This window comes from Chitinophaga sp. ARDCPP14, assembly GCF_051362515.1.
Classification (GTDB): Bacteria; Bacteroidota; Bacteroidia; order Chitinophagales; family Chitinophagaceae; genus Chitinophaga.
On the sequence record NZ_JBKIXB010000007.1, the window covers coordinates 449,003 to 472,903 of the forward strand.

General features: G+C 46.6%; 9 protein-coding genes. All 9 read left to right on the top strand.

The annotated features are described in order from the left end of the window. The first annotated feature begins 261 nt into the window (after nt 1-261). Entirely contained in the window at nt 262-1,473 is a 1,212-nt protein-coding gene (locus ACLHR0_RS21240; RefSeq protein ID WP_436489302.1) for a hypothetical protein, read from the top strand. Nucleotides 1,474-1,672: 199 nt separating this feature from the next. Next, nucleotides 1,673-1,951 carry a helix-turn-helix domain-containing protein gene (locus tag ACLHR0_RS21245; protein ID WP_436489304.1) on the top strand — a complete coding sequence of 93 codons (279 nt, stop codon included), beginning with the start codon at nt 1,673-1,675 and terminating at the stop codon, nt 1,949-1,951. Then, on the top strand, nt 1,951-2,889 hold the full coding sequence (locus ACLHR0_RS21250; RefSeq protein ID WP_436489306.1) for a hypothetical protein: 939 nt from the start codon (nt 1,951-1,953) through the stop codon (nt 2,887-2,889). Before ACLHR0_RS21245 ends, ACLHR0_RS21250 begins: the two co-directional genes overlap by 1 nt. Continuing rightward, nucleotides 2,810-3,493, top strand: coding sequence for a hypothetical protein (locus ACLHR0_RS21255; RefSeq protein WP_436489307.1), 684 nt, complete (start codon nt 2,810-2,812; stop codon nt 3,491-3,493). Before ACLHR0_RS21250 ends, ACLHR0_RS21255 begins: the two co-directional genes overlap by 80 nt. A 281-nt stretch (nt 3,494-3,774) precedes the next feature. After that, on the top strand, nt 3,775-18,402 hold the full coding sequence (locus ACLHR0_RS21260; RefSeq protein ID WP_436489309.1) for a PKD-like domain-containing protein: 14,628 nt from the start codon (nt 3,775-3,777) through the stop codon (nt 18,400-18,402). Nucleotides 18,403-18,413: 11 nt separating this feature from the next. Further along, on the top strand, nt 18,414-19,391 hold the full coding sequence (locus tag ACLHR0_RS21265; protein WP_436489311.1) for a PorP/SprF family type IX secretion system membrane protein: 978 nt from the start codon (nt 18,414-18,416) through the stop codon (nt 19,389-19,391). A gap of 19 nt (nt 19,392-19,410) precedes the next feature. Beyond that, entirely contained in the window at nt 19,411-21,156 is a 1,746-nt protein-coding gene (locus ACLHR0_RS21270; RefSeq protein ID WP_436489313.1) for an OmpA family protein, read from the top strand. A 531-nt stretch (nt 21,157-21,687) separates the two neighbouring features. Next, a complete protein-coding gene (locus ACLHR0_RS21275; RefSeq protein WP_436489314.1) occupies nt 21,688-23,268 on the top strand; it encodes a DUF1254 domain-containing protein in 1,581 nt (526 codons plus the stop codon). Between the two features lie 375 nt (nt 23,269-23,643). Continuing rightward, a complete protein-coding gene (locus tag ACLHR0_RS21280) occupies nt 23,644-23,850 on the top strand; it encodes a hypothetical protein (RefSeq protein WP_436489316.1) in 207 nt (68 codons plus the stop codon). The last annotated feature ends 51 nt before the right edge of the window (nt 23,851-23,901 follow it).

Genomic DNA, 23,901 nt, shown 5'->3' on the forward strand with positions numbered 1-23,901 from the left:
GTCAGGGCAGAAATGTTGTTTAGTTTCTGCTCTGACTTTCTTGATATTTATCAAGAATTAGTATTGACATATATCAAGAATCAAAATTGATAAATGTCACAAAATGGTTTGCATAACAAATGCATAACAACAACAATGCACCCAAAAGTATTTCTTGCAGGCACCGTTTGAATCCCGGAATATTAACCCAAGTCATGTGAAAGGTTACGGCCAATCATTTGGACAATCCTGACGCGTGCTTACTCAAAATCATCCATTGATATGCAATACCAGCATTACCAATTATCCTATTTTGAAAAATTAATTCGTGTTGACCTTAAAAATGCATCCGCCACGCAAAAAGAACCTGACAGTAAGTTCTTTGCTTTCACCACCACCGACGTCATTAATCAAAAGGAAAGCATGCTGCAAAGCTTTGGCCGATACCTTTATGATCTTGGCAAAAAGAAACAGATCGAGTGGTATATCAGCATGCATCAACAGCAGCTGGTGCTACTTTTAGACCAAATGGCAATCTACTTACCGGAAGCCGATGTTATAGATAGTGAGGTATCATTAACAGACATTACCTGGTTAAATCTTTACAAGGTAATTTATTTAAGCCTCAGCGAACTTCTATCATTCCTGGAGTGTCAGTTTGTTCGCTACCTGGACATTGACTGTAAGGTTCCATCATCATATCTTCTGAGAGCAAAGAATAAGTTCTTCAATGATGTTGAGAGGCTAAAGGACGATTTCGAAGAAACGGCCACGGAAAAGCGCTTGATATCAATAGTATTCCAGCCTTTTACGGACTTGGTAAAGGCTGACCGGACTGGGCTTTTGATAAGTTACCAGCAGCTGTATTTTCTAAAGGAAATGGGGGATAAGCTGTCAGAATTACTGGAGGACGTGGACGATGAAGTTGATCTGACAGAGAAAGTGAAAGATTTATTGCTGTATCTTAACTTCAATAGTATAGAATATTTCCACTACTGGACGGAGACTATAAACGCAGAAATTGACAATCTGCCTACCATCCGGGAAAAGCTTGATCGGCTTATTTTCCTTCAGAAAAAAGCCAGCCAGGCAATAGCTAAACCCGGTTTCATTTTTAAAAGACTGTACGCTCCACTTCAAAGTCAGTTATTGTCCTGGTTGGCCGATGAAATTACTTATCAGAAGGAGAAATCCGCTTTAGCTCATAGTAGTCATACCCCGGATGAATTAGGCCGCTGGAAAGATTTTAAAGTACTTACCGGTTTTTCTGTTCCACAACTTGGTAATATAATCAGGCTATTGGTGGATAACGGTTTATATCTCAATAAGAACAAAACAGAAGTGCTGGACTTCTTTTCTCATTTCTTTACTACTGTTAAACAGGATACCATTTCCGCAGGAAGCCTGCGTTCAAACTTTTATAAAGATGATGCAGCTGTATCCAAAGCAGTCCGGAATATTCTAACCGATCTTATTAAGTCTTCTCATAAATGAATAAGCCTTGATATTTTCTTTGCATTGGAGTATCTCCTATGGCGATACTAAATTTGCAGAAAGCGCTATCGCCATATAATTCTATAAAATTCTTCTTATTAATAATCAAATAGTTACAGGGGGTACTGTTACCCCCGTGACTGTTCTTGCGTAGGGAATAACTTTTCTTTTGCTGCCATACCAAACAAACCCCAAACGTATGGCACTAGAAATTTTAACCCGTGAAGATTTTGCAATCTTCAAAGCCGAATTATTCCAGGAATTAGGTAAATTATTCAACACCCCAGCCGTTAAATCCCGTAAATGGCTCAAATCTCACGAAGTCCGTGAACTCCTTAGCATTTCTCCCGGTACCCTCCAAAACATGCGTATTAACGGCACACTTGCCTACACCAAAATTGGCGGCTTGATCTTCTATGATCAGGACGAAATATTAAAGCTGCTGGATGGCAAAAAGAAACCTGTAAAACATTCCTGATGAAGACATCAGCTCATACCAACTATATCAGGCATATGAATGCCTTCTTCGCACAGGTGCGGAAAGATGATCGGTTACATGCCAATCATGTCAGCCTGTACATGGCTTTATTCCAGATATGGAACCAGCATCACTTTAAAAAATCCTTTCCCATCCTGCGCGAAGAAGTCATTGCATTGTGCTGTATCGGCTCTATGAACACGTATACCCGCTGCATAAAAGAACTCCACATCTACGGGTATATTATATATCAACAGGGCAGGCTTACACTCCCTGGAATTGTTACCATCCGTTCATTCCCTGGCTCTTGCGATGACGATACTACCCAGCTTCAATTATTTGATGAATTAAAAGGAGGTGAATCAGGCATGAGCAGTAGCCGTTCCGGTCGCAAAAGTGATACCGATACTTGTATCATAAATGCGATTACGCCGTGTCGCAAAATTGCGACTGGATCGTATCGCAGAAATGCGACTATGCCGTGTCGCAAAAGTGATACTATACCAGTCGCAATTTTGCGACGCTTTTATAATAAACAAATAAACAATTATAAACGAGAGAGAGAAAAGAGGCTCTCGCTCTCAAAAAAAAATTATAAAAATGAAATTAAAAATCCCCAACTCGATCAGTATACACCCCGCGCGGAAAATGCAGATGCTGCCGGGCGTGTTCTCCCCACCTTGTCCCAGGTGCAGGAATTTTTTAATACCAACGTCTACCCGGCGATGGAAGCAGGCAAGTTTTTCCACCACTACCAGGCCAATGGCTGGCAACAAGGCGGTGGGACGCTGATTATCGACTGGCAGTCTGCCGCCCACAAATGGATACTGAATATTCCTTCTCTTAAAACCGTAACCCATGACCGAAACACCAAACAACCAACCGGGCCAGGAAGGCTCCATGTCAATGAAAACAAAAGCTACTCAGACCCCTTATGACTACTACCTGTTAATGCAGCAGCTGGAAGAACACGGAAAGAATATCTATGGAATCCACTTCCGAATTGAAGATATGGATCGGCCGGTAGTAGTGAAATTACTTGCTTATTTCCTCCATGACGCCGCTGTTGCCACCGTCGAAGGCGTAGATTTGCATAAAGGCATACTGCTTACCGGTCCCATTGGATGTGGCAAGACCTCCCTCATGAATCTGACGAGAAATTTAGCGGCAGATTTGTACAGGCCGCAGATGATTTCCTGTAGAGATATCAGTTTTGAATTTGGGAAGATAGGGTATGATGTCATTGCCCGATATAGCAGGAACGCTTTTTTCCCTTACTCGAGTATTCCAAGGGTACATTGTTTTGACGATTTGGGACTGGAACAGCAGATTAACTTTTGGGGGAATAATTGCAATGTAATGGGGGAAATATTGCTTTCACGGTATGATCTGCTGATTTCAAATAAAATGTTGACACATGTAACCACAAACCTGAATAACCAGGAACTTGAAGATGTCTACGGCAACAGGCTAAGGAGTAGAATGCGGGCAATGTTCAATCTCGTCGCTTTTGATTCCTCAACAAAAGATAAAAGGCGTTAGACTTGACTAATCAATTTTTTTGGTTTTGTTCTCATTAAGCAGGGAAATGCTTTTTTTAGGCAAAAGTTCGATATAAGCTAAAACAATTTGAAAAGAATAGCTGTTAACAGTCATTATATTAAAATATTGTTTTGTGGTCATTCCTGGAAACCCTTTCAAATTGTAAGTAATTATCCCCTTTTAATGGTATCATAAGGGCCTTTTAAATCATGTAATACCCGCATTCCTAAGCAGCAACATCTCGCAATCGCCCTCAGTCACCCTCAAAATCAAAATCACAGATGAGGCGAATATTTACTATCCTGATTGTGTTATTTTTTGTTTGTTTACAATTGATTGCGGTGCAGGGAGTCGCGCAGCTTGTTGTTACGGCAACTGCCACGGATGCTACCTGCTCCGGTAATGGCAGCATAGCCACGCATACCGTAAAAGCTGTTGCTCCCATTGCATTTGAACTGCGCAATGGCACTACAGGCGCTGTGATCAGACTGTCGCAGTCGGATAGTGTATTTAATAATCTCCAGGCGGGTACTTATCAAGTGGCGGTGTATGATGCAAATAATGGTACCGTACCAATATTGAGTAATAAAGTAGTATTGAAAAGTACGTATGTACCAATGGCGATCACAAGCGCCAGCAACCGCACTCCTTTGCCTTATTTGTGTACGGCCAGTAATAGCGCGGGTATTTTAGATATTTATTTCAATTATGGAGTGGCGCCATATACTATAACGGTTATTTCGGGGCCTACAATTCCTGCACCCATCATCACCAATAATAAATCAACTCCTATTACCGGACTTTCTTCGGGAAGTTACGTTGTGCAGGTGGCAGATGCCTGTGGAAATACAGCTGTTACAAATAGCGTGACGGTAAATGGTAATGCGAGTGCATATCCTGCAAATCTGATAGCAGTCCTGGGAAGCAATCCTGTTAATTTTACTTTGAATCAGAGCACAAACTGTGGTACTACAGCAAGTCTTGCTGTAGTAAACAGTGTTGGGCAATTGCGGTGGTATATGGAGTATCCGGCAGGTTCCGGTAATTTTACAGATACCATTACCGGCTCTGGTACACAGGTGCCGCTGCCTTATGTAGCCCCTGATCAATTACAGGGAAAGCAGTATAAATTATGGATACAGCATCCGTGTACAGGTTTGTGGCAAACGACTACGGTGAATATTCCTGTTTCCGGACTCAGTGCGAAAATATCCACTAATTATGTTGCGGTTAATAACTGTGATTCCGTATATCCGGTGATACAATTGAATTTTCCGACATTGAGCCCGGGTAGTTCCTCTCCGTTTTATTGTTATCCGGTACATATTACGGTGGCTAATAAGGCCACTCCAGGTAGCTATATTTTTGATACTACCCTGACTAACAGGGGGCTTGCTTATCAGTCGGCCTATCCCGCTGCTTCGGGAACTTATGTTGTTACGCTCACTGACGGAAAAAATAATGTCATCTCACAGGAGGTGACTGTTATTGCCGGTAACCCTAACGACCTTTCTTTCAGCAACAGTTATGTAGGTTGCGATTCAATTACAGGTTCAATCCAGTTTTACAATATCAAAGCCCAGGGGCCCTTTCCCGTAAAGCTACACCTGGTGTCTTACCCCGGGGTAACAGATTTATCGAAATTCCCGGACCTGACCTATAATAGCCAGGTGTCATCTTATGTCACCGCGTGGACAGGGCTTCCGGTGAATGGAGGTACGGCCGTTGTACAAACTATTTTTCCCTGCAGAACAGTTACCACTAACATACCTATCAAAACGCAGATCCCCGTAAATTCGCCGAAAATTGATTCTGCCTGGATAACCATTCCGGTTACAGGTTGTAGCTCCGGACTAGTTAATCTTAATTTCAGAATTCAGGTAAAAGATACACTTGGTAAGACCTATTCTACACCATCTTCTACGCTTCCGATGGATTATTATGCGTTGAAGATAATGGGTGCTAGTTCACCGGTGTATAATACTACAGTCCTGAATAATATCACTTCCGGCAGAACTTATACCGTCGGGTTAGTGCCGAGGTATGGAGATGGTAATGCCTGTACACCTGTTAGCCAGTATACTGTAGAGGTGCCAAATTATGGTGCGCCGGTATTTGATATGAATAAAACTTATGGCCTTGTATGTCCTGGTTCAGCTACAGGTAGAATGGTTATAGTGGTTAATGGTTTCGGTCCCTTCCAGTACCGCATTACCAACTATGGTACTGGTGCATGGCAATCTTCCAATGTGTTTAACAATCTGCCGGCAGGCAATTATACGGTGCAGGTAATAGATGGCTGTAGTGCCACTTCCTCTCAACAGGTAAAAGTAGTGGATGGCGCGGGGGCCTCTCTGATTAAGCCTTTTGGCATCCGCCAAACAACCGGGGATACTTCCTATGTATGTGTGGGCGACAGCGTTAGTCTTACTGCGGCTCCAGTGGGACCGCTTGATTCCCTGAGATGGAATATCCCACGGGATTCCACAATACGCGACTCGCTGGTGATCCGGATACCACATTTTAATACTTCAAACAACGGTAATTATATCCTTCGTGCTTATTCTTCCGCTGGTTGCGTGTTGCAGGATACTCTGCCGATAGTGGCAGTACCGGCTCCGGACTTAAATATCACAGACCCTGAACCGCTATGCACACCGGAAACTGCCGACCTCACCGCACCGGCCGTAGTTGCCGGTAGCAGTGGATTCAGCTCATTGGAATACTTCATGGATGCAGCAGGCGCCAACCCGGTTCCTGATCCATCGAAAGTGGGTGTGCCTGGTATATATTATATCGTAGCTACTAACGCAAACGGCTGTACGGTAACTGCCCCGGTGACTGTAAAAATATATCAGTCAGCCACTTTGATGGGTGACCTTAGCGGTAACGTGGTTTGTAGTGGAACGCCCTTCAGCTTTAACCCGGAAACAGATATACCGGTGACTGCAATTACCTGGACCCGCGCCGCGGTCGCAGGTATCAGTAACCCCACCGCCAATGGCAGCGGTCCGGTAAATGAAACGCTGATCAATACAACCAGTAACCCGGTTAGCGTAACATATGTCTACCATCTGGAAACAGCTGACGGATGTGGCAGTGATTTCATTGTCAACCTGGTTGTGTCACCTTTACCTGTACTGACTTCGTCTCTCACCCCGCAAGCTATTTGCAACCGGCAGAAATTCAGTTATAGCCCTGTAAGCAATGCAACCGGCGCCACGTTTAGCTGGACAAGGGAAGCCGTAGCCGGTATCAGCAATCCAGCTGCCAGTGGAACAGGCAACCCGAATGAACAGTTGATCAATACCACCCGTGCGATACAAACGGTGCGGTATATATTTACAATAGCAGCTAACGGCTGTACCAATTCACAGGCGGTTACAGTAAACGTGAATCCAGATGTCAATGTACTGGGGCTTTCTTTCCCGGAATTGTGTAATGGTGAAACGGCACCCATTACACACCTCACAACAGATGCAGATGCAAATGCGGGAACAGTGGATATCCGTTGGTACAGTGGCGCTTCTAATGGAGTTCCTGCCAATGGCTATGGTGATATTCCTTCTTTTACCGGTACTAATACTACTGATAATATCTGGAATGTAAGCGTTACTTCCTGGGCAGTGGTAAACGGATGTAATAGCTCTCTTACCGTTACCAAGCCAGTGGTGATTTACCCGGTACCGAAGGTTACGGTTCCTGCAAATGCAGAGATCTGTTCCGGTGAACCGTATCAGGCGCCCGCATTTCAGAAGAATAATGTGGCGGTAACTGTCAGGTGGACTAATGATCATCCTGAAGTAGGTCTCCCTGCGAATGGCTTTAATAACCTGCCCGCCTTCAATGCCATGAATAATACGCGGGATGCCGTAACAGCTACAATTACCGCATTGCCTGCTATGGATACAGGACGTTGCATAGGGGATGCTAAAACTTTTAATATTAAAGTACAACCCTTCCCGGATGTAATACCGCCCAATGATATCATTACCTGCGCAGGGGGCAATGTATCTGTGTCACCCTTACAGCTTACAGCTAATGGCGCTTATGTTAAGTGGCATAATGATCATCCGGAAATTGGCCTGCCGGCAGATGGGGTGGGTGACATCCCACCATTTGCTGCGGTAAATAACACGGGTGCACCTATAAAGGCAACTATCGATGTATCATCTGGTCTTGCCGGCGTATCCGGCTGTGTGGGTCCGGTACATCAGTTTACGATCACTATTAATCCCGCTGCGCAGCTCAATGATTTGCAATCACTCGAGGCATGTGTGGGCAGCCTGGTAACGCCGGAGCCGTTTAGTTCCTCAAATGTAACCTGGACGAACAACGACCCCAGAACTGGATTACCTGCATCAGGCACTGGCAATCTTCCTTCATTCACCGCAACTAACCTTACCAGTAGACCGATGGTGTCCACTATCAACGTGTATGCCAATGATGCCTGTGGTAATTCAGTTATGAAAACAATGACCATCACCGTGAATCCTGTACCGGAAACGGTGAATATTAATTTGCCGCCGGGAGCATGTGGTGGTCAATTGATAAATGTGAGTCCAATGGAATCAGACGTTCAGGGCAGCACCTTCGCCTGGAAAACAGATCACGCTTTTTCTACTTTACCTCCGGATGGTACAGGCGATATTCCGCCTTTTACCGTCTATAACCAGCCAGTATCGGATATAGGCCGTATTATGATCACACCTTCCTTTAGGGGATGTACCGGCCCGACTACCACCTTTGAACTGCCAATTGGCGCCCGGCCGGATGTGATTATGCCTTATAATCAAATGGTGTGTAATGGTAGCATGATAGACCCCATTGAGTTCCATAGTACCACACCGGAAGATGTAATGTATGAGTGGGTCAATAGTAACCCGGGCATCGGCTTACCGGCAAGCGGTATAGGATCGATTCCTCCTTTTACGGCTATCAATACCGGCACAGAGTCAGTATTCGCCATTATAACAGTGACCGCCAGTATCGGCTACTGTAGAGGTAGTACTGCCGATATGGTGTTGGTTGTTGACCCTACGCCGGTGGTACAGGTAAATACGCCAACACAGAATACTTGTGCTGGTAAATCCACTACGGGAATAGATTTTAGCATCAATTTAGCAAATGCCTCTTTATCCTGGACCAACGATCATCCTGAAATAGGTCTGCCGGCCAGCGGCAGGGGTGATATCAGCGCCTTTACCCCCGTGAACAACACCAATGCGCCTATTACAGCGGTTATAACGGCAAGGGCTGAACTAAATGGTTGCGTCAGTGCACCGGTTACCGCATCTATTACGGTGAATCCGAAAGTGCAGGTAAGCCCACAGCCGGAACAGACGGTGATCAGTGAAAGCATGATGCTGCCCATTAACTTTACCGGCGCTCCTGCAAATGCCACCTACACCTGGACAAATAACCGTCCTGATATCGGGCTACCACCTTCCGGTACCGGCAACATTCCGGCAATGCCATTATTTAATCACACAGGATCACCTGTCAAAGCCGTTATCACCGTTACTCCGCATGCCAATGGTTGTGATGGGGACCCGGTAGAAATGATTGTGACCGTATTGCCATTGCCAATGGTATATGTACCCGGAAACCAGGAATTATGTGCGCAGGAAATAACGCAGGAAGTGATTTTTGATGGTACTTATGGCGTAAATGGAGAATATACATGGACCAATGATCATCCTGAAATAGGTCTCGCTGCCAATGGCACAGGAAATATCGCTGCATTCACGGCGGTCAATACCACAAATACGCCCATTGTAGCCAGCATTACGGTAACACCGGTTTTCCAGGGTGTAGCAGGGGCGCCGGTGATTTTTACCATTACTGTAAATCCAATACCTGTAGTTTCGGGAGATGGTTCTAAGGATGTGTGTGCCGGTGATTGGGTCGATAACCCGCTTACTTCGAATGTGCCTGGAGCAGTGATCAGGTGGACGAATGATCATCCTGAAATCGGACTGCCGGCAGCAGGAGAGGGCTTTATCCGCTTCAATGCCCAAAACAATACCAACGCTGCCATCGTAGCAAATATCACCTTCAGGGCAGATTATAAAGGATGCGTTGGGCAGGCACAAACGATTCAGTATACTATACATCCGTTACCGGTTATAACGGTACCAGCTAACACGGCTTACTGTAACGGCAATACGGTACCAGCAGGAATACCCGGCAGCACTGTTACCGGTACAGTTTACAGCTGGACAAACAATCATCCTGAAATTGGGCTGGCTGCAGGAGGAACAGGCGATATTCCTTCCTTTGTTGCGGTAAACAATACGGCTACACCTATCACGGCTACCATTACGGTAGTGCCGGATGCCGGTGGTTGTCCGGGCGCTGCCAAATCCTATACGATTGTGGTGGAACCGTCACCAACCGTAGCCAGGCCTGCGAGTCAAACCGTGTGTAATGGTGCTGCTACAACACCGGTGGCCTTTGCTGCTGGCGTCAGCAGCTCTCTGCCGCACGCTGCAAATAATTACAGCTGGACGAATAATACACCTGCTATTGGTCTCGCTGCCAGCGGTACCGGTAGTATACCATCGTTCACTGCTGTTAACACCGGCACAACACCAGTGGTAGCTACCATCACAGTAACGCCGCAAAACGGTAGCTGCAGCGGTACTCCGCAAACATTCACTATTACGGTAGATCCAACACCGGATGTAACAGTACCGGCTAATCAGTCGTTCTGTAACGGAGACACCAGTACGACATTGAATTTCACCAGCCTGGTAAGCGGCACACTGTTCAACTGGATCAACGACCACCCGGAAATTGGCCTTGCCGCCAGCGGTACCGGTAATATACCGGCATTTATACCGGTAAACAATACCAATGGAGTAATTACGGCAACGATAACTGTAACGCCTGTGAGAAACGGCTGCACAGGTACACCGAAAATATTTACGATCCTTGTTTCTCCGGATGCGTCTCTTATTATTCCTCCGTCACAGGAATTATGCAGCGGCGCATCCACTACGGCCATTGCCTTTGGAAGCGGTACTTCCGGCGCCGTTTACAGCTGGACCAACGATCATCCTGAAATAGGTTTGGCCGCCAGCGGTACCGGTAATATTCCTGCCTTCACCGCTTCCAATAGTGGCAGCAGCCCGATTATAGCCACGCTTCACATTACAGCAGGTATGAATGGTTGTGCAGGCGCAGCGGGTGAAATGACCATCACCGTGAACCCAACGCCTGTTGCCGGTATTACGGGAACTCCACAGGCAGTTTGTGCAGGCGCTCCAACAGGTAACATTACTTTCACCGGCAATGCCGGCACATTGTTTAACTGGACAAACAGTAACACTTCCATTGGGCTGGCTGCCGGCGGTACCGGAAATATCGACGGGTTCCCTGCGGTAAATACGGGTACAACACCAGCCGTAGCAGTAATAACGGTAACGCCTGTATTAAATGGATGCGCCGGCGCGCCGGTTACAGGTAATATTACGGTGAATCCTGCTGTTAGCATGACTACACCGGCCAGTCAAAATATAGTAAACGGAACTGCTACCACCGGCGTTACCTTCAGTGGTACAGCAGCAGGCATGACTTTCGACTGGACGAATGACCGTCCGGATATCGGTTTGGCTGCCAGTGGCAGTGGCAATATTGCAGCCTTTACAGGTATCAATAATACCGGCCAGGCTATAGTGGCTACGGTTACTGTTACGCCCCATGCGAATGGTTGTGAAGGGGAACCGGTAACCTTTACCATCACAGTAGAACCTACACCAGGCGTGGTGGCCCCGGATAACCAGGAGGTATGTAACGGTGCGCAAACCCAGGCGGTTATCTTTACGGGGTTCCCGCCGGCTACAACTTTCTCCTGGACAAATACTAATCCGGCTATTGGCCTAGCCGCGAGTGGCAATGGCGATATTGCCGCTTTCACGGCTGTAAATAATGGTAAAACAACGGCAGTAGCCAGTATTACAGTGGTACCTGTTACCCTCGGCGTTCCGGGTGTACCTGAAACATTTACCATCAGCGTATATCCTTCACCGGTGGTAACGGTACCCGCAAATATTACTGTATGTAACGGTAACAGTGTAAGTGCCGACTTTGACACAGATGTGCCTGGAACGGTATTTAACTGGACGAACGATCATCCCGAAATAGGCCTGGCTGCCAGCGGTAATGGAGATATTGCCGCTTTTGTTCCGGTGAATACTACTAATACACCTGTTATTGCCAGTATTGTTGTCACCCCGGTGTTACACGGTTGTCCGGGTACATCGAAAACATTGACCATTACTGTCAACCCTGAACCGGTAGTGACACAACCGGCCAATATACCTGTTTGCGATAACAGCACGGTGAGTGCAGTAACCTTTAACGGCGGTGTAACCGGTACTACTTTCAGCTGGACCAACGACCATGCCAGTATCGGATTAGCTGCCAGCGGTACCGGTGACATTCCGGCTTTTACTGCGCAGAATAACACGACTTCAACAGTAACGGCACAGATCACCGTAACGCCATCTGCGAATGGTTGCACAGGGGCGCCGGTTACTTTTACGATTGCCGTAGATCCGTTACCGATAGTAGCAGATCCTGCCGACAGAAAAGTATGCAGTGGCGCAACAGTACCGGCTATTGCTTTCAGCAGCGCCGTGAGCAGTTCGCTCCCTGCAGGTGTACCGGTGTACAACTGGACCAACGACAACCCCGGCATAGGACTGGCGGCTTCAGGTACCGGTAGTATACCATCGTTCACTGCGGTGAACAATGGTAATACTACACTGGTGGCTAATATCACGGTGACGCCAAGTGCAAACGGATGTAATGGTATCTCCCAAACCTTTACTATTACAGTAGATCCGATAGCAGAGGTAACAGTGCCTGCCAACCAACAATTCTGCAATGGGGCTAGTGCAAATGTCCCTGCTTTCAGCAGTAACGTGGCTGGTGCCACGTTTACCTGGACGAACAGTAATCCGGCTATTGGCCTCGCTGCCAGCGGTGTGGGGGATATACCCGGATTTACCGCTGTTAATGGCGGTGCCGCGTCAATTGTAGCCACCATTACAGTAACCCCGGTTAATAACGGTTGTAGTGGTAGTCCGGAAACATTTACGATTACCGTAGCGCCAACCGCCGGTATCACCATACCGGATAATATAGTGGCATGTAATAACAGCACTGTGAATGCTGTCACCTTTGGCAGTGATGTTCCAGGCGCTACCTTCAGCTGGACCAATGACAACACTGCTATTGGTTTGGCGGCCAGCGGTACAGGCAATATCCCGGCCTTCACAGCTGTGAACACCGGCGCCTCCACTACACAGGCAAACATACGGGTAACCACCAATGTGGACGGTTGTCCGGGAGTCACCGGTAGCTTCCTGATAACGGTACATCCAACGCCGGATGTAGCGGCTAATACTGCGCAAACCCTTTGTGCGGGCGCGGGTACAGATCCTGTTGTTTTTACCGGCACCGAACCTGGCACCGTATTTAATTGGACCAACAATAATCCTGCTATCGGCCTCGCTGCCAGCGGTACCGGAAATATACCGCCATTCCAGGCCACCAATAATACTTCAGCGCCTATTACTGGCATTATAACGGTAACGCCTGTAGGTAATGGTTGTGCCGGTACACCTGCCACGATACCGGTCACTGTGAATCCGGCGGTGACAATGAATCAGCCTGCCAGTCAAACGGTAGATAGTGGTGCCGTCACCGCAGCTGTTAACTTCTCCGGTTCGCCGGCAGGCGTTACTTTCAGCTGGACTAACGACCATCCGGAAATAGGATTGCCTGCTACCGGCAACGGTAATATTGCATCCTTTACCGCCCGCAATACTACTGCGCAACCAATCGTCGCCAATATCCGTGTAAGGGCCACGGCGAATAATTGTTCGGATACGATATTAACATTTGCGATTACCGTGCGGCCAGTACCCAGTGTAGTGGTGCCGGGTAATCAAGAGCTGTGTACCGGATCCACTACTGCGCCGGCAGTCTTCAGCGGTGCTGCGAGCGGTACCACTTATAACTGGAGTAATGACCATCCGGAAATAGGACTGGCCGCCACAGGAAGCGGTAACATCAGTGCATTTACCGCAGTAAATACAACCAATGCACCGATAGTGGCTACCATCAGCGTAACACCAGTGTCGGACGGCGTTAGCGGTACAGTGGGAACATTTACGATTACCGTGTACCCGGTACCGGTAGTAACCGTTCCCGGCAACGATACCGTTTGCAATAACAGCAGCGTAACAGCCGCTTTCGGCAGTAACGTACCAGGTACCCGTTTTGAATGGACCAATGATCATCCTGAAATAGGAATACCAGCTGCAGATACCGGCGATATCAATGGTATAGTAGTGACGAATACTACAACCACCGCGATTACGGCCACCATTACGGTAACACCGGTGTTGGGTGATTGTCGTGGTGCAGCGGCAACCTTTACTATCAGTGTACAACCAATACCGCAGGTAACAGCGCCGGCATCGCAGGAAGTATGCAACGGCGCTGCCATTGAAAAAATCACCTTTACAGGTGCTACACCGGCATCTGCCTTTGCCTGGAGTCATGGTCATCCTGAGATAGGCGTGGCAGCTAGTGGCACTGGCAATATTCCGGCCTTTACGGCAGTGAATAATACGACGGTTCCAGTGGTGGATACTTTCACGGTAGTGCCATTTATAGGTGGTTGTGAAGGGGCTGCCATACGGTTTGTCATCACCGTAAATCCAACACCGGAAGTCAATCAGCCGGTGGATCAACAGGCATGTAATGGCGATACATTACCTGCTGTATTACTTTCGTTGGTGCGTACCAGTAACGCACATACGGCTACTGAAACATTCACCTGGACTAACAGTAATCCTGCTATAGGATTACCCGCTGCAGGTATAGGAAATATTCCGCGGTTTAAAGCAGTTAACAATGGCAGTACAACCGATAGTGCTGTGATTACGATTACACCTCATCAGGCAGGTTGCGATGGCATCTCTAAAAAATATACCATCAAAGTACTGCCAACACCGGATGTAAGCAAGCCGGCTAACCAGGTAGTTTGTCACAACAAAAACACGGCTGCAATTACTTTCACGGGTAGTGTAAGCGGTACCGTATTCCGCTGGAGCAATGACCATCCGGAAATAGGTTTGGCTGGTAGTGGTACCGGCGATATTGCTGCCTTTACTGCGCAAAACAATACTGATACAGCGATTGTAGCTAACATTACGGTAATACCGGATGGAGGCGCTTGTAACGGTAGCGTTCAAGTGTTTACTATTACCGTGTATCCGCAACCGCAGATGCAGTTACCTTTCAGTCAGGTGGTTTGCAACGGCAGTACGACGCAGGCGGTAACCTTCAGCGGCAGTCTCAATGGCACGGTCTACAACTGGACAAACAATCATCCTGAAATAGGGCTGCCGGCAAGTGGTTCAGGTAATATTACTGCCTTTGCCGCTAACAATATTACCGGTCAGCCGGTAGTAGCTACCATTATAGTAACACCGGTGATGAGCGGTTGTGACGGTCCGGCAATGACCTTTACCATTACCGTGAATCCTACAGCTGTGGTAACAGTACCAGTAAATAAAGTGGTTTGTGCAGGAGGTCAGATCTCAGGTCTGAATTTCAGCAGTAATGCAGACAGTACCATTTTTACCTGGACGAATGACCATCCGGAAATCGGATTAGGCGGCAGCGGGGTAGGTAATATTCCGGATTTTACTGCGGTGGATACTTTAGATGTGCCGGTAACGGCAACAGTTACTGTAACGCCGGTCAGCAATGGTTGTCCGGGTACTTCCGGCACTTTCACCATTACCGTGAATCCTGTACCACGGGTAATTGTGCCGGAAAATCAGGGGCTCTGTAATAATGTGATGACTATACCCATGCATTTCGAAGGTAATGTAACAGGCGCTACGTATAGCTGGACGAATGACCATCCGGAAATAGGTTTGGCGGCCAGCGGTAGCGGCGACATTCCTGCATTCCTGGCAAAGAATACTACCGACTCTGTGCTGGAGGCCATTATTACGGTTACACCGGTAGCCAATGGTTGTCCGGGTACACCACAACGTTTAACCCTGACGGTTAGTCCTACTCCGGGAGTAGTGGTGCCTGGCAATGCAGTGGTCTGCAATGGAGATACCGTTACCCGGAAAGACTTTGCAGCAAGGGAGCAGGACGCGATCTTCTTCAGCTGGACGAACGATCATCCGGAAATTGGTCTCGCTGCCAGCGGTATAGGTTATATTTCACCGTTTGCCGCAGTTAACACTACCAATGCGCCAATAGTCGCTACTATCCTGGTACGGCTCAATTATAACGGCTGTGAAGGCCCTGCCAGCAGGTTCACTATTACTGTCAATCCTACGGCGATGATTACGGTACCTGCCAGCATATCTGCTTGTAGCAATGAAAAATTGACACCCGCAGCATTCGGCAGTAATGTAAACAACACTACGTTCAGGTGGACAAATACCGCCTCCATTGGTTTACCTGCGAGCGGCACGGGCAACCTGCCTGCATTTACAGCAATAAATAATACGGATTCAATTATCAGGGATACCATTACTGTAGTGGCTACTACACCGGATCAGTGTACGTCACAGGAACAAATGTTCATCATCACAGTAAGTCCGGTACCCGATGTAACCATACCGGCACCAGCAGTACAAACCGTGTGCAATGGCGACAGCCTGCCGCCTGTATTGTTCACCAGCACGGTAACACAAACGGAATACAGCTGGACGAATGATCATCCGGAAATAGGATTGCCCGCAACCGGCAAAGGCAATATAGCAGCCTTCAGAGCGGTGAATACTACTAACGGGGCGATCACGGCTACCATTACCGTAACGCCGGCAGCCAATGGCTGTAGCGGAGCCGGTAAGGTATTCAGGATTACCGTGAATCCTACACCGTTGGTGGCTAAGGTAGCATCGCAGGCGGTGTGCAGCGGTGGCACTGTAAACAGTATCCATTTTAGCGGACCAGTGAATGGTACTGTGTACCAGTGGAATTCAGCCACACCAACAAATGGTATTATTACTGCCGGTACCGGGGATATCCCTGCCTTCCAGGCGTTTAATAACAGCGATACCACACTCGTTGAAAGGGTTATAGTAACACCTGTATTGAATGGCTGTAGTGGTTTGCCGCAGGAATTTACAATTTCTGTCTATCCACAGGTATATGTACAGCGGCCACAGGATCTGGAATTATGTGCCGGAAATAAAGCTGCTGCTATTACTTTTAAAAGCAACGTAGCCGGCGCCTTGTTCAGTTGGGTTAATGACAATCCGGCCATCGGCCTGGCGTCCAGTGGTAGTGGAGATATTGCTGCCTTTACTGCCAGCAACAATACTACGGGACCAGTAACAGCAAATATCAGGGTTACTCCATCTGCTAATGGCTGCAATGGCGAATCACAAATATTCACAATTGTAGTGAATCCTGTATCAACGATGGCTACACCTGGAAATCAAAGTGTATGTAGCAATACACTTACACAGCCTGTTGTTTTCAGCATGGGAGCCGACAGCAGCAACTACTCCTGGACCAACGACAATCCATTCATAGGGCTGGCGCCTGCAGGAGTAGGAAATATCCCGGCCTTTGTAGCCACCAATAACAATAACGCAATCACGCAGGCTATGATTACGGTAGTACCAGCCGGCAACGGTTGTGCAGGTAAGTCAGTCAATTTTGATATTATTGTATCTCCACCGGCTACCATGGACAAACCGGCAGATACCGCAATATGTAACCGGACTTTGGTAACCCTGCCTGCTTTCAGCAGCCAGGTATCCGGTGTGGCCTATCGCTGGACCAACAGCAATCCGGCTATTGGTCTGCCGGCATCAGGAAATGGTAATATTGCTACGTTTACCGCTATTAACAATAGCAATGCCCCTATAACGGGTGTAATAACGGTGACGCCTGTACTAAATGGGTGCGATGGCACAATACAGACATTTACCATCACTGTAAACCCAGGGGCAGGCCTGACGGATATTATTACCAATGATGTTACTGTCACTTATAATACCGCTGCCGTGCTTACCGCCTCCAGCAATTCCGTTAGCAACCCGGTATTCCGCTGGTATAGTGACGCAACGCTCACACACCTCGTATTTACAGGCCCCCGGTTCACTACCCCGCCATTAACTGCCGACACCACTTTCTATGTAACCGTAGCAGGCTCGGGTGTGTGCGAGAGCAGTCCTGCTGATGCACGTTCTGTACACATAACAGTAAGTGCACCGGCTGAAAATAAAGTGGATGTGGCAGTGAAGAAAGTGTCTGAATCAAGACAGGTAGCCGGGGGAGAAACTTTTGATTATACTATCACTATTATGAACCATGGGCCGGATATCGCTCATAATGTAATACTCACTGACACACTGCCTGAGCAACTGGAGTATGTAAGCACCAGCGGCGCCGGTGCCAGCTATAATAGTGCTACACGTGTGTTCACCTGGAGTTTACCTCAAATGGAGGCAGGGGCGCAGCAGGATATTCGCATTACAGTGAAGGCGCTTAGTTCAGGTGAAGTACGCAATACGGCAAAGGTGAGCACAACCGATGAGGATACAGATCTATCTAATAATACCTCTACTGATATCAAAGAATTACTTGGACTCCGGATACCCAATATTATTACGCCTAATGGAGATGGTGCAAATGATAAATGGAGGATCATCGGATTAGAATCGTATCCGCAAAATGAAGTCAGCATCTTTAACCGCTGGGGTAATATGGTTTATGAAAAACAGAACTATGGTAATGACTGGGATGCGCACGGGCTTAATGAAGGCACTTACTTCTATGTACTGAAAGTAACAGACAGCAATGGTAAAGTGCAATCGCTTAAAGGATATATTACTGTCTTGCGTTAAATCAAATGACTATGAAAAAGATGATTATTTTTATCGTTCTGCTATTGTACACGAAAGCGCTTCGGGCGCAGCAGGACGTACTTTTTAGTCAATATATGTTTAATGGCATTTACATTAACCCGGCATATGCAGGCTATAGGGAACAGTTAAACGTGCATGCCTTTTACCGGGATCAGTGGCGGAATTTCCCGGGTGCTCCCCGCACGATGTCGGCGGCCATTGATGCCAGTGCCAACAATGCAAGGGTTGGACTGGCTTTCCAGGTAATGAGTGATCAGCTAGGTGCTGAAAGCAACACTTCTGCCTATGGCAGTTATTCATATCGTATTCCGGTGGGCGACCTTGAAAAAGACAACCGGCTGGCTATTGGTATCGGTCTGGGTTTTATTCAGTACAGATTGGATGGGTCTAAATTTGATCCGGAAACGGTTATAGATCCATCACTGATGTATCGCAAAAAGACGGTACTGGCGCCTGATGTAAAGGCTGGTATTTTTTATAGTTCTGATCGCTTCTATGCAGGGGTTTCTGTAGATAACCTGGTAGTACAATATGTAAAAAATAAACAGGATCCTGAACACTATCTTCCTGATAAGAAAATGCATTGGTATGCTACCGCTGGCATGTTGTTACCGGTATCGGAAGTAATACAGCTTAAACCTTCTTTTTTATTGAGAGATGATCTGGCCGGCCCTACCAGTCTTGATCTTAACCTCTTTGCGCTTTTTGTTGAGAAGCTCTGGCTGGGGGCTTCTTACCGCACAGCAGTACGTTTGTACGATAAGTCGTACCTGGACAGGTCACTTACGAAACCGGCGGCATTTGTGGCTATGGCAGAATTTTTTATCGCAGATAAAATCAGGCTGGGATATGCATATGATCTTCCATTAAACAGGATAGGAGACTTCAATTATTCTACCCATGAAATATCAGTGGGCTACTTCTTTGGTAGCCGGAAAGGGAAGATGTTAACACCCCGGTATTTCTAAATAGTTTAAGGTGATGATAATGATGAGAAATATATTTTGTACTTGCCTGATAATGGGCAGCCTGTCGTTACAGGCGCAGTATGTTCTAAAGGAAGCAGAGAAAGCGGCAGCTGTTTATCGTTTCAATGAGGCAATACCCTTGTATGAGAAGGCTTACAGGAATAAGCCTTCCTCGCGTGCTGCACGTGGTTTGGCAACGGTATATGCATCGATGCGTAATCATGAGCAGGCTGCCCGATGGTATGACCAAACACTGAATTTGCCAGGTTATATCGCAGATGACATCCGTCAGTTTATTAATGAGCAGATGTATAATGGGAAATACGACAGCGTACGGCAGGCGCTTCACAAGTATGCTGATTCACTGCCTGCACCATTGTTGTCGCGTTGGTATGCCTCCTGTGATTCCGCCGCCTGGTGGATGGCTCACCCGGTGGATGCCAGGCTGCAACCACTCAGCGCGTTTAATACAGCGGCCGCAGAATGGGGCGCTTTCCCTTATAAAAATAATCATGTCATGTTCTCATCCGACAGGGCGCATCCCAGTAATGGCTATACAACCCTTATCCGCTGGTATAACCATAACGATATAAGTTTGCATACTTCAGGGTGGACTGGCAGGCCGTATCTTCAGTTATTTACCGGAAATCCGGCTGATAGCAATAGCGTAAATATCTTACCAGATAAAAATATCAACAGTGGTTATCACTCCGGTGGATTATATTTATCTCTCAATGGAGATGTTTTATTTTTTACCAGTACAAGAGACATAAAAGGGAAAAACAGTTTTTTAAAGAAGGATCAGCCCTATACGGTGAATATGGAAATATTCAGTAGTATTTACCGTGTAGCTGACAGCAGTTGGACGTTCCCTGCCAATTTTAAATACAATAATCCGCTGAAATATTCGGTAGGAGACCCCTTTCTTACTGAGGACGGTCGCCGATTATATTTTGTTTCTGATATGCCTGGCGGTTTGGGAGGAACAGATATCTATTATGCAGATAAACAGGCGGACAATACATGGGGAAATGCCGTGAATATGGGGGACAGCATCAACAGCACAGGTGATGAAAGATTTCCTTTTATCAGCACACGTGGCCATCTTTATTTTAGCAGCAACGGACGGGTCGGCATGGGAGGACTGGACATTTATAAGGTAGCGGATTTCGGTAATGCGGTATCTATGCCTGTAAATATGGGATATCCTGTAAACAGTCCACAGGATGATTTTGCGGCTGTATTTACAGATAGTATCGGTTATCTTTCGTCAGATAGGACAGGGGGTAAAGGCAGTGACGATTTATATTCTCTGACATTGGAAAACTACCGGCCACCGTTATCGCAGAAAGAGACTTTACCTGATAAGCCAGTAGTCATCGTTCAAAAGGTAGTCGTTCCTTTGCCGGAAAAATGGATATTGGAAGACATTTACTTTGATTTTGATAAATGGAATATCCGTCCGGATGCCACTATTGGTTTAAGCAGGCTTGCGACTATTATGAAGCAGCAACCTGCTATCCGTGTCCAACTGGGCGCATACACCGACTGCCGTGGCAGTAATATCTATAATCAGGTACTTTCTGAGAAGCGTGCCGGAGCGGCAGCCTCCTGGCTGGAGAGTAAAGGAATATCCCCGACGAGAATTAAGGCAGTGGGATATGGGGAAAGTAATCCGGTAAACCGCTGTGTGAATGGGGTAATATGTACAGAGGCAGAACATCAGCAGAACAGAAGGGTTGAGGTTAGAATAGATGAGGAGTAACCCCTGTATAAGCGGTGCCGGTTATTCGGAAGAAGAACATCCGCTAATCAACAGACAGTAATCATAGTTGTAAAGGGACTTTCAGACCTTATCAGCACATCGATCCAAAAATAAAGCGGCCTATAAAGGCCGCTCATACTAAGCATAGTCATCGAAACATTCAACTTTATAGCATTTAATGATATTTTTTACCGGTTTGGAGATGAAACACCCCAATGCTGAAAAAGTTCATTTCTTTAACTGTAACACCCAATTTAATTCTCATTTGTGAAAAAGAGCGTAAGGTGAAAGGGTGAATTCGACAGTAGTAAGAGGGAATTGTAAAAATTATATATTGTTTGCACTAGCGCTTTAGGCAAACGAATCTTCTTCAAGGAGCACGATTAATAAACATTTAATCCTGGTTTTTGTTGTTAATGATATTACTTCCTTTTCCTTGCATAAACAAACTAAGTTGAATGATTTGATAATTCATAACTAATTAGGTTTATGCGATTTATTTTCTCTCTCAGATCGGCTTATATTTTTCTGTTGTTGATTCTATCAATCCTCCGAAGCGTAGCGCAAATCAGTGCAACGCATATTAATTCCATTTCTACTCCACCCAAAGTGAAAACCTCCGTAGGAGACCTGGTATTTAAGGATGGTATCCCGGACGCCTCATCTGCACAGCGGATTTATGAGGAATCAGATTATTTACATGGAGTAGATGCCTTTGTAAACGGCTATGCTGTTGTATCTCAATGGGCAATCAGGCAAGGGTTTCATGATTTTGGAGTGAAGGATAATGATGTGTTGGTCTTTTCCAAATTAATGGATGCGAGTTCACTATTTCTTACAGCCAATGCAGATACGTATTACTTCTGGACCTATGTGGATTTATCCAAAGGTCCTATGGTGGTTGAAACGCCACCGAACACACTTGGGGTAATAGATGATATGTGGTGGCGCTGGGTTATTGATTTTGGTCTGCCAGGGCCAGACAGGGGCCAGGGAGGGAAGTTCCTGATTATTCCTCCGGATTATAAAGGACAGTTACCCGAAGGCGGCTATTTCGTATGTCATAGCAGAACTAACCAGGTAGGAGTATTGGGCAGGGCTTTTCTTGAAAATGATGATCCGGAACCTGCGGATAAAAATGTAAAAGAGCATTTAAAGATATATCCCTATGTTCCCGGCGGATTGGGAACCAGTATTGGTGCTTTTCTGAATGGTACCGCCAAATTGGGCGCCAATGCAACTCCTCCTGCATTACGGTTTGTAGAAGGTAGCGGGAAAAGTATAAATACAATTCCTCCTGCCGATTTTTCCTTTTTCACCATGTTGAACGACGCCGTACAGAACCAACCAGTTGCTGCACTGGAACCGGAAATTGCTGGTCACTTTGCTGCTATTGGCATTGTCAAAGGAAAAACATTTCAACCAGATGCTAATACCCGCAAAGTATTGGAGCGTTCCGTAACTATGGGGAATGCGATCAGCCGGACGATCTCCTTCAGGCCCAGAACATCAGAAGGTTTCAATTATTATGGCGACAATAGTCATTGGGTGAATCCCCTGTTTATTGGCGGTTATGAGTTTCTTAGGCCACCACCTGAAGTAACAAAACAGGGCATAGAGCAGTACCCTGATGATGGAGCAAGAAAACTCAATGCAAGAATTGCCATGTTTTATGCTGCCACCGGTATAACTCCCGCCATGTGTATGCGCCTGACGAACATTGGCTCACAATATCTGGGTGCTTTTTTCGATGCAGCCGGGCAAGCCTTTGATGGTGCTGATACCTATAAATTAGTACTACCTGCTAATATACCCGCAGCAAAATTCTGGTCATTGACACTTTATGATAATCAAACTAGGTCCATGTTACAAACCGAACAGCATTTCCCGCGTGCTGGTAGTCAGAACTACCCCACACCAGCTGCGCAAAAACAAGCAGATGGAACTTACACAATTTACTTTTCACCGCGCAAACCTGCAAACGTGTCAGATGGCAATTGGATTCAAACAGTTCCTGGAAAAGGCTGGTTTGTGCTGTTGCGTCTCTATAGTCCGCTGGAACCATTCTTTAACAAAAATTGGGTGGTGCCGGACATTGAACCGGTAAAATAAAAACTGTGTTTCATTTCACCTTGTAATACATAACTATAGCGACATGAAGAGAATAAGTTTATACCTAGTATTATTATTTATGATAGCAGCTTGCCAACAGCAACTATAATAACACATGATACCGGTAACCATGAACAGCAGGAATTGAATTCCTCCTTTAAGGTAGAGATGACAGGAGAGTTGCCAAGTGCTGCATCCACTGGTTTATTATTTGATGAAATGGATTACCAATAATAAGCATTGGCCGGATTGAAGGTGGGACTACGTTTTAGTAATGACCGATTCGTCCCAACGGGCAGCAGACTATGATGAATTCTATCAGCGGGCGTCCTACTTCTTTGAAGCTGTTACCTATTCAAAGGCTGTGATAACAAAATGCCAAATATAGGCCAGGCATACGTAGGCGCCTATCAGGATCAAAACAGACAATGGCTGGATGAAGGTCTCACTGCGGCCTCAGTCGGCAAAAAGGTCGCCAGGCTTCCGCTTGCCCCTTCCGCTGCGCTTCAGGGTCTGCGCTCCACCCTGTCACCCTTTTCGCACTCCCTCAGCCTCCGTTCGGGTAGCTCCCAGTCTGGCTAAGGGTTGCTTCTAACATTGGTGGCTTTTATGCCCGCCATCCCTTCGCTACCC